This window comes from Lysinibacillus sp. BNK-21 (assembly GCF_048684915.1).
GTDB lineage: Bacteria > Bacillota > Bacilli > Bacillales_A > Planococcaceae > Lysinibacillus > Lysinibacillus capsici.
The window spans coordinates 2,190,572-2,205,162 of the sequence record NZ_JBLQTS010000001.1 but is presented as its reverse complement, the minus strand read 5'-3'; the positions used below and the strand labels follow the sequence as shown (position 1 = coordinate 2,205,162).

At 38.3% G+C, this 14,591-nt stretch carries 15 protein-coding genes; 12 read left to right on the top strand and 3 right to left on the bottom strand.

All coding sequences use genetic code 11. The features are described from left to right. Positions 1-262 precede the first annotated feature (262 nt). On the top strand, positions 263-1,138 hold the full coding sequence (locus ACMGGO_RS11180) for a tyrosine-type recombinase/integrase (RefSeq protein ID WP_054550125.1): 876 nt from the start codon (positions 263-265) through the stop codon (positions 1,136-1,138). A gap of 43 nt (positions 1,139-1,181) precedes the next feature. On the opposite strand, the gene ACMGGO_RS11175 is transcribed toward ACMGGO_RS11180, so the two are convergent. The 3 genes from ACMGGO_RS11175 to ACMGGO_RS11165 all read right to left on the bottom strand — a co-directional run bounded on the left by ACMGGO_RS11175 (position 1,182) and on the right by ACMGGO_RS11165 (position 4,507). Further along, positions 1,182-2,036, bottom strand: coding sequence for a transglutaminase family protein (locus ACMGGO_RS11175; RefSeq protein WP_374805506.1), 855 nt, complete (start codon positions 2,034-2,036; stop codon positions 1,182-1,184). 61 nt (positions 2,037-2,097) lie between these two features. After that, positions 2,098-3,063, bottom strand: coding sequence for an alpha-E domain-containing protein (locus ACMGGO_RS11170; RefSeq protein WP_374805508.1), 966 nt, complete (start codon positions 3,061-3,063; stop codon positions 2,098-2,100). Further along, positions 3,017-4,507 carry a circularly permuted type 2 ATP-grasp protein gene (locus tag ACMGGO_RS11165; RefSeq protein WP_257960990.1) on the bottom strand — a complete coding sequence of 497 codons (1,491 nt, stop codon included), beginning with the start codon at positions 4,505-4,507 and terminating at the stop codon, positions 3,017-3,019. Before ACMGGO_RS11165 ends, ACMGGO_RS11170 begins: the two co-directional genes overlap by 47 nt. A 76-nt stretch (positions 4,508-4,583) precedes the next feature. Here ACMGGO_RS11165 and ACMGGO_RS11160 point away from each other — a divergent pair, with 76 nt between their 5' ends. The 11 genes from ACMGGO_RS11160 (at position 4,584) to ACMGGO_RS11110 (ending at position 14,537) form a co-directional block, all read left to right on the top strand. After that, on the top strand, positions 4,584-4,997 hold the full coding sequence (locus ACMGGO_RS11160) for a hypothetical protein (protein WP_103118120.1): 414 nt from the start codon (positions 4,584-4,586) through the stop codon (positions 4,995-4,997). Between the two features lie 312 nt (positions 4,998-5,309). Further along, the gene (locus ACMGGO_RS11155; RefSeq protein WP_054550128.1) at positions 5,310-6,272 is read left to right on the top strand and encodes a tyrosine recombinase XerC; all 963 of its coding nucleotides are present in this window, start codon (positions 5,310-5,312) and stop codon (positions 6,270-6,272) included. A gap of 57 nt (positions 6,273-6,329) precedes the next feature. Next, on the top strand, positions 6,330-6,824 hold the full coding sequence (locus tag ACMGGO_RS11150; protein ID WP_048392831.1) for a DinB family protein: 495 nt from the start codon (positions 6,330-6,332) through the stop codon (positions 6,822-6,824). Positions 6,825-6,986: 162 nt separating this feature from the next. Beyond that, entirely contained in the window at positions 6,987-7,136 is a 150-nt protein-coding gene (locus ACMGGO_RS11145; protein WP_004230023.1) for a hypothetical protein, read from the top strand. Positions 7,137-7,351: 215 nt separating this feature from the next. Beyond that, entirely contained in the window at positions 7,352-7,522 is a 171-nt protein-coding gene (locus ACMGGO_RS11140) for a hypothetical protein (protein WP_048392829.1), read from the top strand. A gap of 391 nt (positions 7,523-7,913) precedes the next feature. After that, a complete protein-coding gene (locus tag ACMGGO_RS11135; protein WP_112118672.1) occupies positions 7,914-9,632 on the top strand; it encodes a putative bifunctional diguanylate cyclase/phosphodiesterase in 1,719 nt (572 codons plus the stop codon). A gap of 367 nt (positions 9,633-9,999) precedes the next feature. Further along, positions 10,000-11,436 carry a proline--tRNA ligase gene (proS, locus tag ACMGGO_RS11130; protein WP_420281909.1) on the top strand — a complete coding sequence of 479 codons (1,437 nt, stop codon included), beginning with the start codon at positions 10,000-10,002 and terminating at the stop codon, positions 11,434-11,436. Positions 11,437-11,737: 301 nt separating this feature from the next. Then, positions 11,738-12,814: a hypothetical protein gene (locus ACMGGO_RS11125; RefSeq protein ID WP_420281908.1), complete on the top strand. Its 1,077-nt coding sequence runs from the start codon at positions 11,738-11,740 to the stop codon at positions 12,812-12,814. Between the two features lie 14 nt (positions 12,815-12,828). Then, positions 12,829-13,515: a diphthine--ammonia ligase gene (locus tag ACMGGO_RS11120; RefSeq protein WP_115673587.1), complete on the top strand. Its 687-nt coding sequence runs from the start codon at positions 12,829-12,831 to the stop codon at positions 13,513-13,515. A gap of 288 nt (positions 13,516-13,803) precedes the next feature. Next, positions 13,804-14,130, top strand: coding sequence for an ArsR/SmtB family transcription factor (locus ACMGGO_RS11115; protein ID WP_048392816.1), 327 nt, complete (start codon positions 13,804-13,806; stop codon positions 14,128-14,130). Further along, positions 14,127-14,537 (top strand): SRPBCC family protein, encoded by a 411-nt coding sequence (locus ACMGGO_RS11110; RefSeq protein ID WP_048392814.1) that lies wholly within the window; start codon positions 14,127-14,129, stop codon positions 14,535-14,537. The genes ACMGGO_RS11115 and ACMGGO_RS11110 overlap by 4 nt, the downstream gene beginning before the upstream one ends. Positions 14,538-14,591: the final 54 nt, after the last annotated feature.

The following is a 14,591-nucleotide window of genomic DNA, read 5'->3' as shown; positions in this document are numbered from 1 at the left end:
GAATGTAGGGAATAGTAAGCAATTATTGTACTATAACAGGGGAGCGGAATTTACTATTGTAAGAAAGCAAAAATTATGAGAAACTACTTTAGGAACATATGTTTCTTCATTACGTAAAGGGCATTTGAATGGTAGAAGCGGGTTCCTGTTATAGAAATACAGATTATCCGACATTACAATATGATAAAATGCAGTTGAACCTACGCACCCAAAATATAGTAAAATATAAATAACTCACGCAAAGTAGACAAGGAGGGACGATTTGATTACACTCAGGAACGCATGGAATAGCTACTATTTATTGCTACAATCTTTGAAAAAAAGTGCTGCTACAAAAAAACAATACAATATGGACGGACAGCAATTTTTAACTTTCGCCCATAAGCAAAACTACTTGTATGCAGATCATCAATTGAAAAATTTATTACAGCTTTACTGCGAGTATTTAAAGGAAACTTACAGTAATATCAATACTTTTAATCATAAAATAGCGACATTACGAGGCTTTGTTGACTTTATTTTTTTACGAGAATGGGTGGAGCCTTTTGATTATCAGCATCTTTTACAGCCGAAAAAAAGACAAAAAGAGACACTGCAAGCACTGACAAATAAGCAGATCATGCAAATTGCAAACGTATGGCCCACCTATTTTCAATATGCTAAAACAAAGGAGCATGCATGGCTGGCAAGACGCAACGGCTGTATCGTTCAAGTGTTGATGGAAACAGGTTGTAAGCCTGCCGAGCTCGTTCGCATGAAATGGACACACTTTAATGAAGAAAAAGCGACTCTTTTTATAGCCAACCGAAATGGACGTCGAGAAATAAAGTGTTCACCGATCCTCATGGACATGCTCGCACAGTATAAAAAAGAGACGACCAATTTACATGAGCAAGAGGTAGGGGAATGGGTTTGGGTAAGCGAGGCAAGTTTAGCGAAGCCGATTACTACGAAAACAGTTGAACGCATTTTTCAAACGATGTCACAAGATATAGGGAAGAATGTAAGAGCCACTGACTTGCGTTATACTGTGATGCAACGGGCGTTTCAACAGGAAAAAACGCTGGAGCACATTCAACAAGAAATGGGCTATGTACGGAAATGGGTGCTAACAGAAAGACAGCAGCGCCTAGAATAAAAGCGTGCAGTAATCGCGATTTATCACCATTACTGCACGCCTTTTATAAATGATTCAATGCTTTGACATTTACTTTGACTGTTAAATCATGCTTGCCTCCTGTATATACCCCTTCCACAGGGCTAATGTCACTATAATCGCGTCCAATACATAAAATAATATGGTTTTCTAATACTTCCACATTATTTGTGGGATCAAGACCGATCCAGCCAATACCTGGAATCATGACTTCTACCCAGGCATGTGTAGCGATATCTCCGATGAGGGCTGAGTTTTCATCGACATATAGATAGCCACTGACATAGCGAGCTGGTATTCCTTTCGCCCGTAAAACAGCAAGCATGACATGGGTGAAATCCTGACAAACACCCCGTTTTATTGCAAATGCCTCACTTGCTATTGTAGTTACATTGGTCGCTGTCGGGTCATACTCAAAGCTAGAATATAAATACTGCATTAAATTAAGCGAAAAGAGCACAGGATTTTCAGCATGACCGATCGCATGATAAACTTCCTCTAGCTGCTGCTCTGTCATAAATGTAAAATGTGTTGCTTTTAAATACGGTAAATAATGCTCATAGAATAGCTGTGAGTGAAAGATGGTCTGCATTTCGGGCGAATATTGAATACGATGAATAAATGGTGCACGCTGAATACTTACAATTGAAGATGTATGAATTTCTAGTATTTGATGTTGCTCTGGTATATAAAAGGAACCAACAGTATTGCCCCAAATATCCGTATGCTCACGGGTTAGGGAGGATGGCGTTATGGCAATTCGATAAGATAATAATCGCTGACGCTCATCGCTACGCGGCTTTAAACGAATAGTATTCAAGCTTTGATCGACTTCAGACTCATATTGAAAAATATTTGTATGCTGAATTTCAAATTTCATCGTGTCCGCTTCCTTCTGCTTACTGACTTGCCTGTTGAAAGGGAGCTGTGGTGAATTCCTTTCAAGGTTGTACGCTGGGTTCATATAAATGATAGATTGTCGAAAAGGCATCACTAAAAGCCATACATTGAGACAATCTTTCCTCCATCATTTTTAGGGTTTCCTCAATAGTCATTTGCCAAAAATCGATATGATCGATTGCAAGAACCAGGCTACTAATATCCGACTGAAGCGTTAAAAATCGTGGGGATAAAGAATCATGTTCAATAGCCGTTATGGCTTCTTCTATTTTCTTTACACAGAACATCACAGAACATGGGAAATGCGCATCTTGGACTAAATACCGAATGACCGTTAGTAAATTGGTCTGGCGATGCTTCCGCATGAAAGATTCTCTTGCTGCGGAAAGATCCAATAAAAAGGTACCATCATCCTCTAACAGTGACGTACCTGTTCGCTTCTGTTGTTCTACGATTATCACGATCATCCGAATGGTTTTTTCTGCTCGTTCAAGCCATTTGCCGACCTGCATAAAATAGAAAGGAAGATCGTGATCCATCGAGCCCTCAATTAACCCTGTCTCCATCCATAAAGTCTTTCGTACATCCTGTAAAAAATCTTGAAGGGCAATGAGTGGAATCGGTCGTTCTCTTTTTAGTATGGACTGTTGCTTTGTTAAATAAAAGGAATTTTGAATTTCCCAAAGTTCCGTTGGCATACTATCACGTGTAACTCGTGCATTTTCCCGAATAGCACGCAATGTGGCATGAAGGGCATTGCCATTTTTCTCAGAAAACAGAAGATAATCAATCAAAGGGTTAACACGAATCGTTGTGTAATTTGCTAAATACTCCTCCTTAGAGGCACAAATATTTAAAACAGCCTCCCAATGATCAATATAATCATGTTCTTGCCCAGATTGCTCCAACATATTCAACAGTTGTACCTGTAATATATGTGCATTTGTTTGTGTACGTTCACTATAACGTGCCATCCAGTACAACGCGTCGGCTACTCGACTTAGCATGCTGCAATTCCTCCTTTAAAATCCACGTATCCTTTGCACCGCCCCCTTGAGAGGAATTCACCACAAGAGACCCTTCTTGTAGTGCCACTCTGGATAAACCACCAGGCAACACATAGCAATCCTCACCTTTCATGACATAGACACGTAAATCAACATGGCAAGGATAAAATCGCCCATTCTGGAAGGCAGGTGCTCTGGACAATTTAATCGTTGGTTGTGCAATGTATTGATAGGGCTGTTCAACAATTTTTTGCTTAAATAAAGCAATCTCTTCCTTACTCGCATGTGGACCAATTAACATGTCATAGCCACCAGAGGCTCCTACATTTTTAATAACGAGCTCGTGTATATGCTCTAGCACCCATTCACGCTGACTGTCATCTCCTAGATGATAGGTTTTCACATTCGGTAGAATAGGTTCTTCCTGTAAATAATAGCGAATCATCTCAGGCACATAGGCATACATTGCTTTATCATCTGCCACTCCATTCCCAACAGCATTCAAGATGGATACATGACCTGCTTGATAAGCAGCCATTAAATGTGGAACACCTAATAAAGAATCCTCACGAAAGACAGTAGGATCTAGAAAGTCATCATCAATCCGCCGATAAATAATATCGATTTGCTGTAGGCCATAAATGGTTTTCATATAGACCTTCAAATCCTGTACAACTAAATCACGGCCCTCGACGAGCTGGATGTTTAAATGCTGGGCTAAAAAAACATGATCGTAATAAGCAGAATTGTACATGCCTGCTGTCAGAAGTACAGCTTTAGGCTCTCTTTCTGCTTGCATGGAAGGTGGACGATGGGCAAGAAGTGCTTTTTTCATATAAGCCATTTGTTTATCAAGAGGTCGAATCGTATGCTTGGAGAAAAATTCAGGGTATACTTCCTTCATCACATCCCGATTTTCAAAGACATAGGAAATGCCGGAAGGGTTGCGTAAATTATCTTCGAGTACATGATAATCACCTTTTTCATCCCGAATTAAATCAATCCCTGCTAAAAATATATGATTCGCAATTGGTACTTGAAGTCCTCTCATGGTTGGTTTGAAATAAGGATTATTTTCAACAAGCTGCCTCGGAATAAGACCGTCCTGAAAGATCTTTTGCTGTCCATAAACATCCTGTAAAAATTTGTTGAGTGCCTCCACGCGCTGCTTGACACCTGCTTCAATCATGGCCCATTTGCTTTGAGGAATAATAATTGGGACACAATCAAAAGGCATGGTACGTTCTGTTCCATCTTGTGCACCATATACCGTAAAAGTAATCCCTTGTCTGAGAAAGCTCGCTTGCGCTTGTCGGTATTTTTCTTCAAGTTGCTCCCGCGAAAAAAAGGTTAGCTTATGATGAAAAGATCGATAATGAGGCTTTGGCTTATTGCCATCAAACATTTCATCGAAAAACAGACTAGAATCATATAAATTCATCATATGGATCGCCTCCGAATTCAAGTAGTAGTGAAAACATGTTACACTGTGAATAAATACATAAAAGGAGCTAACAACCATGACCATCATTAATTTAATGCAAGCGTATGAATTAGATAAACTATCCAAATTAAATTTATCAGACGAGGAAATTTTACGAGCTTTGCGTTCGGGGGATGTGTCAGCTTGGCAAGAACAAGTGCCAAACTATGAATTTAGCGAGACAATGGCTCTATATCAGGAAGGGGAACAACAGTTCTTAAATGCATACCATGGCCATTATCGAATCAAGTATGTAACATTACCAGGCATCCAACGTTTATTGCAGCTACGCTTTCAATTAGAAGAAGGGAAGGATTACCAACTATTAGAAACAGGTATCCAGCATTTAACGTGTGATGAGGAAACAGTCACAAGACTTCAGCAAATGTTATCGACAAACTGGTCACTAACAAAACAAGAGGATGGGAATTATTCAGTTTTTGTAAAATAATCCCATGCGCGTTGTGAGACGAATCGACATGGACAGTTACCCATCTATTGTTTTTTCGAAGCGTCTCACACAGCAAATAAAGTCTACTAGATTTTAATATTCATTTACCGAGAACTTTATGCCTAAAATCCTATAACTGTCACAAAATAGTTGTAACAAAAATCCTCTTTTTAAAAAGGGTTTTTTTTATTACCTTCGAACAGAACATTTGTTCTGACGTGCGAAAAAGGGCATTTTTTTTCAATAAAGTTCCCAAATTTATATTTGGGAACGTTTTTTTATGGTAAAATAGAGCAAATAGAGGTGATGAGCATGCAAAAAACAAAACAACCAAAATTCATGAAGGATTTTCTTGTCTATTTAACAACCATCAAAGGAAAGTCTCAGCGCACAAGAAAAGAATATGAATATGACCTGACCTTATTTTTCCGCTTCCACAAAGCTGTCCAGGAGGATTTGGATATAGAGAATTTATCCGCCATTGATATTGGCACTATTACAATAGAAGAAATACGCGAAATGACATTAGAGGATCTTTATTTATTCATGGAATATTGCGAAGTACAGCGAGGCAATTCAGCTGCTGCACGAGCACGAAAAGTGGCCACATTAAAATCCTTTTTTAAATACTTAAAAGGCAAACGTCGACTTATCGAGGAAAATCCTGCAGATGAATTAGAGACACCAAAGATAGGCAGAAAACGACCCATTTATATGAACCTACAAGAAGCTACACAATTTATAGATGGGATTAAAAGCAATCAGGCATCCCCGAGAAATTATTGCATGATGATGTTTTTCTTAAATTTAGGAATACGTGTCACCGAGCTATGTCAGCTTAATAAGACATCCATTCAAGGACGTTATTTAACGGTAATTGGGAAGGGCAACAAAGAGCGCACCGTCTATTTAAATGATAGCTGTATGCAGGCACTTGCTGACTATGAAAACAGTGGGAAGACACCCTATAAAGGCGAAGGCGAGGAGCCCCTATTTGTGTCTCAGAAGGGAACACGCTTTACACGTCAAACCGTTGCCAAAATCGTTAAACGCATTAATCAGCAGTCAGGTCTTCAAAAAGAACGACTTACACCACACAAGCTACGCCATACATCCGCAACGATGATGTATAAAGCAGGGGCAGATATCCGTAGTTTGCAGCACATTTTAGGGCATTCTAGCGTCGCAACCACGCAAATTTATACACATATTGAAGATGAGCAGCTACAGCATGTTTTAGAGAATAATCCATTTAATATTGTTCGTGAAAGATGATTTTCCCCTCTCCATATCGAATATATAGTAGAAGACCTAATGAAAGGGGAGCCAAGGATGTCAAACGTCAAAGAACATCTCGATACCACAAGAACACAATTGCTTCAGGAAATTCACTTATTGGACGATACAACCTTTAATAAGAAACCAGATGCACAAAGCTGGAGTGTGGCACAAATCTGTCATCATCTCGTATTAGTAGAGGAAGCAACAAAGAAAGCCATTACATGGGGATTAAAGGCAGAGGAACAGTCAACACCCGCTCGAAAAAATGTTCAGCTCATCTTAGATCGAACAAGAAAGTTCCAAGCACCGCCTATTGTAGAGCCAGCAGAAGAGCCTTTCACTGTTCAAGCGATGCTGGATTTACTAGCTACAACAAGAAAGAACCTCCTCGCCTTTTTGCAAACAATCGAGGAACCTGAAGCATTAACTAAGCGCGCTGTGAAGCACCCAGCCTTAGGAGAATTACCACTCGACCAATGGATTGAAATGGTCTATATGCACGAGCAGCGTCATATCAAGCAATTACAAGAAATCGTTAGAGAATAACATATATGAAAGGAATTTGGCCACAGGAGAGGAGCTAAATTCCTTTTATTGTTATTCAATTTTTCTGTTATAATCTCTTGACGTGCTACATAATCTGTTATATATTAAATAAAAATAATAACAACTGTTATAAAACAGATTTAGTTAGAGGAGGAAATTTAAATGTCAAAGTATCGTGATGGTTATGAATTTTATTGTGAAATGTGTGAGCGCTATGGATTGGAGCCAATTTCTTTCCGTTACTATGTATTACAATTATCACAGCAACAACTTTCGGCTTACAATATGCAAGCAAAACAATTAGGAATCTAAAAGGAGTGATTATGACGGAAGCCGCCGTGAATATTTTATGAAAAGCCCAGCCATACTAAATAAAATGGTCTGGGCTTTCGTGATTTCAGCAAGAAATTTCAGATAATTCATTGATAACTACAGTAGACTGTTATATATTTTTAAACAAATAATATTTCTGTTATATAACAAAAAAATCAGACGTAAAATAGGGAATGTGAAAGGAAGTTATGAGGATGACAGATTATCGAGAAGGTTATGAATTTTATCGTCAAGTATGTGAGGAGCATGGGCTAGAGCCTATTAATTTTCACTATTACATTTCAAGTTTATCCCAAGAGCAATTAGATGCCTACAACATGCAGGCGAAATCAATAGGGGGTTCAATAGAATATGAGGTCTCTTAACATATAAAATGCCTTACTTCCTATGTGGGACAGTAAGGCATTTTACTTTAACAAAAATTTTACAAGACACTCAAACATATTATATAAAACTTTTATATTTTGTATTAAAAAGATAAATAGCCTAAATAAACTATTTAATATAGTTCAAAAGTATTGAATAACAATATATTTAGACAATTACAAGGAGGTTATATCCACTAATTTTTGTCTATTTTATTAAAAACTATCAAATGCAGCTTTGAATGTTTTTGAGATTTGGGTTGAATTAACTGCTTTTCTAAGACTATAATATAATTACATAAAAAAGGGCGATATACCACAACTTTATACCTCGCTGTAAGATAAAGCAAAAGTACCAAACCCTTCATATTTTAATGAATGGAGAATGAAAATGATGAATATCACGCCTAGTAGTGTTAATCAAATGAACTACAGTCTAAAAGAATTACAAGATATCTTTTCCGCCATGAATAGTTCCATCATTGTAGCGATTACAGATCGTACCGGAAAAATTACTTTTGTTAATGATCATTTTTGTAAAATTTCGAAGTATACGCGTGAAGAATTAGTTGGTCAAGATCACCGTTTACTAAATTCAGGCTTTCATCCCAAATCTTTCTTTAGAGAGATGTGGAAAACAATCGGTAATGGCGATATGTGGAATGGCGAGGTGTGCAATCGTGCAAAGGATGGCAGTTTATATTGGGTGAAAACAACGATTTTTCCGTTCCTAGATGAACGAGGAAAGCCTTATCAATATATTGCCATTCGCGTAGATATTACAGCGCAAAAGGACATTAAAAAAATTACTCATATTGCCTATCACGATGAACTAACAGGGCTACCAAATCGTCGCAAATTAGAACAGCGTTTAGAAAATGAATTTCATCAATCTCGACGTACAGGAGAGAAGTTTGCGTTATTTTTCATTGATGTGAATCGTTTCAAACACATTAACGACGGACTTGGTCATATTATTGGCGATATGTTTTTAGTGGAAATGTCCAATCGTCTGCGCAATATTGATCATACTTCGAATTCTTTTTATCGCCACAATAGCGATGAATTTGTCATGATTCTAAATGATGTCAATCGCATTGATGAAATGGCTAAGGAAATTATTGGCGTCTTCAATGAAAGCTTTATTGTCGATACCTATGAATTTTATGCGAGTATTAGTATCGGCATCAGTGTATTCCCAGATCATGCAAACTCTGTGGAAGAATTATTGAAAAATGCGGATATTGCTATGTATGCTGCAAAATCTACACGAGGTAATCAATATCGACTATATCGTGATAATATGGACGAGGCCAATGATAAATGGCTTTTGCTGGAAACGAAATTACATCAAGCATTAAAGCAAGATCGTCTAGAATTACATTATCAGCCTAAGATCGACTTAAAAACGGATTCTGTTATTGGTATGGAGGCATTGCTACGCTGGTATGACCCTGAATTAGGTCATATTCCGCCAGATCGTTTTATTCCATTTGCAGAGGATTGTGGATTGATTAATGATATTGGTGTATGGGTTTTACGTAAAGCCTGTGCTCAAGCTCGTCAGTGGAATGAATTACATGATTTATCATTGCGGGTAGCTGTAAATATTTCACCAATTCATATTAGTACAGGTGGCTTTGTAGATATGGTGCGTAGTGTCATTGCAGAAACAGGCATTGACCCTAATTTATTAGAAATTGAAATTACCGAGATGAGTATGCTTGATTATACGGAAGATTTAATTGATACTATCAAGCAATTACGAGAACTAGGTATAACTATTTCATTAGATGATTTCGGGACAGGCTATTCATCGTTAAATTATTTAAAAAAATTCCCAGTGGATGTACTTAAAATTGATCGTGCCTTTGTCCGTGATATCGTACCTGAGAAGTCTGGAATCGCTATGATTTCAGCCATGATTTCATTAGCACATGCCTTAAATCTCCAAGTAGTAGCTGAAGGTGTAGAGGAGGAAGCTGAATTAAATGTTCTGCGTGAGCATGGATGTGAGTATGTGCAGGGCTATTATTTTAGTAAGCCTTTATCTGTAGAAGATTTTACGAATCTCATTGTTAATACTGTCACAAATAAATCCAGTTATTAATTGCTATTCCTGAATGATTTTGCTAAAGTGGGATAAAGTAAAACTGTTAACATGATAAACTATTTGATGATGTGGCCAAGTAAGTAAGAATTGTGAAACAGAAAATATAGCACCTGCTGAGAGCTATATCACCGCTTCTTGACTGAACACCTACCACGGAGATGTTATGCAAACATAACCGAGTCGTTTTCGTTACCAAACGTGAGAGGGCTTTATATTCAACATAAAGCTAAATCAAGGTGGTACCACGTCATTCCAGCACAAAGACGTCCTTATTCAGAGGACAGCTTTGTGCTTTTTTCTTGCTTCAGCTAAATCTTCATACGGGTTGAACAAGTATTCATTTAACAAAATTGGAGGAGAACACATGTCAAAACAACTAGAAGATTTTTCGAAATGGTATATCGAGACCATCCAAAAAGCCGATTTAATGGATTATACACCTGTTCGAGGCTGTATCGCCTTTAAGCCAGACGGCTATGAAATTTGGGAGCATATTCAGGAGGAAATGGATCGTCGCTTTAAAGAGACAGGACATCGTAATGCCTATTTCCCAATGCTTATCCCTGAATCCTTCTTTCAAAAGGAAAAGGATCATATCGAAGGTTTTTCACCTGAGCTTCCTTGGGTAACCGAGGCAGCAGGGGAACAATTAGAAGAACGGCTAGCCCTTCGTCCAACATCTGAGACGATGATTGGTCATCTTTACTCTAATTGGATTAAAAGCTACCGTGACCTACCAGTGCTAATCAACCAATGGGCAAATGTCTTCCGTTGGGAAAAGAAAACACTGCCTTTTATCCGGACATCAGAATTTTTATGGCAAGAAGGGCATACAGCGCACGTGGATGAAGCAGATGCTCGGCAGGAAACAATGCAAATGCTAGACATTTATAAAGAAGTAGTAGAACAGGTGCTAGCAATTCCTGTCTATGATGGACAAAAAACACCTTCTGAACGTTTCGCAGGGGCTGTCGATACGTATTCTATTGAGGCAATGATGAAAAATGGCAAGGCTGTGCAAGCAGGAACATCCCATTATTTAGGAACAAAATTTGCTGAAGCCTTTAATATCAAGTATTTAAATAAAGCGAACCAGCACGAATACGTACACACAACATCTTGGGGTACATCTACACGCTTAATTGGTTCAGTTATTATGGTGCATGGTGATGAGCAGGGACTTGTTTTACCTCCACGCATCGCACCAACGCAAGTCGTTTTAATTCCAGTAGGACCATGGAAAAAGAACCCTCAAATCATGGAGCATTTAGATGAGATTTTTGCAGCTTTAAAAGGGAAGGGTATTCGAGTACGTTTGGATGATTCAGACCAATCGCCAGGCTATAAGTTCAATGAATGGGAGCTAAAAGGCGTGCCTGTGCGTGTTGAATTAGGGCCACGTGACCTAGAAAACAAGCAAGCTTTACTGAAAGCGCGTGATGAAGAAGAAAAACGAACTGTTGATTTAGCTACAATCATTACAGCTATTGAAGAAGAATTAACAACCATGCAAACGCGCTTATTAGAAAAAGCTCGTCAATTCCGTGAAGCAAATGCTCACACAACAATTGACACACTTCCACAATTACAGCAGCACATTGACACAGCAAAAGACAATGGCACAATTCCAGGCTGGGTGCTTGCTGGCTGGTGTGGCGAGGATGCATGTGAGGAAAAAGTAAAGGAAGAAACAAAATACACATCTCGCAATATTCCTTTCAATCCACCAACAACGAAAACCACATGTATTGGCTGTGGAAATGAAGCAAAACATACAGTTTGGTTTGCACAAGCTTATTAATTAACAAAGCATGAACAGAACGCCCGAACAATTATGAAGCACACTAGGTTGTTTTATAATTTAGTTCGGGCTTTTGATGTTCTGCTAAAAAGACTTTATTTCCATTTAGATAGTCAAAATTCTCACTCTTGTTTCTCCATGGCTCCTCCAGATAACCTCCAAATAGGCATTGATCCAACGAGCTGTCTTAATCACTCATAATGGTGTTCCACCTTAGCATCTATCGCCAAGTTCTCATCATGATTGTGATAAAATAAAGGGACGTTTGCTTCTGAAAAATCCTAAAGAAATGGGGATAAGAATGACAGTATTACAAGAAGTATTTGATCACTACCTTAATATCAAATTTAATAAGGGTTTACCAGCTGTTCAAATGAAGGACTTCGAATATGTTTTATTAGAAGATACTAGCGCAGAGCTCTTTTTTATTGATCACGAACAGGGGACATTTTTGGAATGGGCAGAGGCATTTCAACCGCAAAATCCTCATTATGTTCAAAAGCCAGACTGGCAGCAGCCTATGCTTACATCTTGCTTCAAGCAGCTAGATGTTTATGATGAGCAAGTTTGCTATTATTTGCTCTACACAATAAATGCAACGACTAGAATAATTCCACGTAACCCGTATAACAAAATGAATGATTTTATGAAAAACTATTGCTTCTTTCAACTTGCTCAATTAGAGCATGTCACGATACTCAACAAAGAGCAGAAACAACAGTTAAAGGACTTTTTATTCTTTTTCTATCTGTATAGCCATCCAGTGAACGAGGAAACACTTTATGCTTTTTCTTTCAAAGAAGGAACTTTAATTCATGCTAAAACGAATATCAATATGGAGCAATATTTTTCTCATTATCATGATTATATTTGTCAGCATAAGCATGACAGAGCGTTATTAACACCACATGAGATAAATGCTTGCAAGAAGCTGACAATCGAACTTTTGAGAAGCATCGAAGGAAAATCAAAAAGACTCGTTATGCCTTTTGAAGATGGCATAGAGTACCTACATCTAATTAATAATGTAGATGATTTTTTACATATGTTTAATCAAAATAATAAGGCATTCTATCAATTGCTTCATAGCTTTCTATTCGATCATCAATCGAATCCTTATCGTGAGCATTGCTTTAGTATGCTATTACAGAATTATGTCACTTATATTTTGACTTTTCACTTTGATGACCTTATTCAGTTAATAGCGTATTTCCATGACTTACCATCAATATGTAGGAGGATTATCAATAAAATTTTTGTCGATACCATCTTTATGCAAAAGATATTGAAAGAGGCCAATATTAACCTTAATAATTATCCAACGATTATAGAGTTTTTTGACGAGGATGCTAGAAGCATATATCTTGATGAACAGTAAAAGGAGACAAGGAAATGACCAACACAACAGGCTGGAAACAGAATGCACAAAATCGCACATTTATTGCTTCATTTAGTGGTGGCAAGGATAGTGTTTTAGCTTTATATAAAGCATCACAGGTGGGCCAAGCAATGGGTCTCATAGTGATGCTAGAGGAAGAAGGGAAACGTTCAAGGTCCCACGGGATGCCACCGGCGCTTATCCAGGCACAAGCTGACTCTATTGGGCTACCAGTCTATACTGCTGCAGCAAGCTGGGCGGATTATGAAGAAGTATTTGTAGGTTTATTAGTAAATGCAAAGCAACAGGGAGCTGAAGTATTAGTAACAGGAGACTTAGATATGCCTGCACATGGCTGCTGGCACGATAAAGTCACTAAAAAGGTAGGTTTAAAGCTAGGCATGCCATTGTGGGAGATGAACCATCGTGAGGCTGTCGATGAATTTATTCACTTAGGATTTATTACAATGATTGTCACGGTCAACCTATCCTTGGGCATGACGGAGGAAGATTTAGGGCGAGTGCTTACCCCTGAATATGTAAAGGAGCTTGAAGCCCGTAGCATTGACCCATGCGGAGAAGGCGGCGAATTCCATACGACCGTCATTGATGGCCCTCTATTCAAGCAGTCAATTGCGGTGCGTAAAGGTTCCGTTATAAGAGATGGAGACTACGCCTTTTTACCCTTAGAGCTAGCATAAATTCACATCAGAAAACCTTTATTGGGATGCGCAATTCATGTCAATAAGGGTTTTTCTTTTAAGGCGTATTGTTATTCTGTTACGTGAATCCATAACAACTGAAGTTAACAAATGAATAATTACCCGAAAGTACATAGGCTCCTCCTCTGTACTTTTTTGTATTTTAGCTAGTTTTCCTTGTAGGTATAGAACTCCTACCACTTTGACCAAAATAGTATTTGACTGGACACTATTTGGTGTCATATAATTAAGACACCAATCAGTGTCCTATTAGAAAGGGTGGTGGTTTTGAATAACAATCATCAAGAGCGTGACGTTTATGTAGCCATTGCTGACCCAACAAGACGAAAGTTGATCCGTTTATTGGCAGAGGTAGATGAGTTACCGCTTCACGAATTAACCGCTCAATTTGATATGGGGCGTACTGCTGTCTCGAAACATTTAGCCATTCTAAAAGATGCAGGCCTTGTTCTTGCACGCAAGGAAGGTAGAGAGACGAGATATCGATTGAATGCAGCTCCATTGAAAGAAATACAAGATTGGGTATCGTTTTATGAAGGTTTTTGGAAAGAAAGAATCGCGAAATTACATCTATTATTGGAGGAAAAAAAATGAAACCAGATGTATCATTAGATTTTAAATTTACAAGTTCCATCGAACAAGTATGGCATGCTTTAACAGACTCAGATACACTAGCAAAATGGATCTGGAACAATGACTTCCAACCAATCGTAGGACATAAATTCCAATTCCGTGCTGAACCAAATGAATGGTGGGACGGTATTGTAGACTGTGAGGTACTGGAAGTGGAAGAGCCTCACAAATTATCTTATACTTGGACAAGTGCTGGCGAAACAACAACAGTTACATGGACATTAACACAGGTAGCAGATGGTACGACTCAGCTTCATCTTGATCAAGGTGGCTTCAGCGAAGAAACAAAGGCACGTCAAGGTGCAATCGAGGGAGCAAAATATGCTTGGACAAATATGAGTGCACAGCTTGAAAAAGTATTAGCGTAGTATAAATTAAATAACAGCAAGAAGAGCGCAATTCCGTAGCAAGAATTGTGTTCT

Coding starts and splice junctions, on each gene's coding strand:
- ACMGGO_RS11175 (WP_374805506.1), bottom strand. CDS start 2,036: ATGAAATTTGAAATTCAGCATACAAATATTTTTCAATATGAGTCTGAA.
- ACMGGO_RS11170 (WP_374805508.1), bottom strand. CDS start 3,063: ATGCTAAGTCGAGTAGCCGACGCGTTGTACTGGATGGCACGTTATAGT.
- ACMGGO_RS11165 (WP_257960990.1), bottom strand. CDS start 4,507: ATGATGAATTTATATGATTCTAGTCTGTTTTTCGATGAAATGTTTGAT.
- ACMGGO_RS11160 (WP_103118120.1), top strand. CDS start 4,584: ATGACCATCATTAATTTAATGCAAGCGTATGAATTAGATAAACTATCC.
- ACMGGO_RS11155 (WP_054550128.1), top strand. CDS start 5,310: ATGCAAAAAACAAAACAACCAAAATTCATGAAGGATTTTCTTGTCTAT.
- ACMGGO_RS11150 (WP_048392831.1), top strand. CDS start 6,330: ATGTCAAACGTCAAAGAACATCTCGATACCACAAGAACACAATTGCTT.
- ACMGGO_RS11145 (WP_004230023.1), top strand. CDS start 6,987: ATGTCAAAGTATCGTGATGGTTATGAATTTTATTGTGAAATGTGTGAG.
- ACMGGO_RS11140 (WP_048392829.1), top strand. CDS start 7,352: ATGACAGATTATCGAGAAGGTTATGAATTTTATCGTCAAGTATGTGAG.
- ACMGGO_RS11135 (WP_112118672.1), top strand. CDS start 7,914: ATGATGAATATCACGCCTAGTAGTGTTAATCAAATGAACTACAGTCTA.
- proS (WP_420281909.1), top strand. CDS start 10,000: ATGTCAAAACAACTAGAAGATTTTTCGAAATGGTATATCGAGACCATC.
- ACMGGO_RS11125 (WP_420281908.1), top strand. CDS start 11,738: ATGACAGTATTACAAGAAGTATTTGATCACTACCTTAATATCAAATTT.
- ACMGGO_RS11120 (WP_115673587.1), top strand. CDS start 12,829: ATGACCAACACAACAGGCTGGAAACAGAATGCACAAAATCGCACATTT.
- ACMGGO_RS11110 (WP_048392814.1), top strand. CDS start 14,127: ATGAAACCAGATGTATCATTAGATTTTAAATTTACAAGTTCCATCGAA.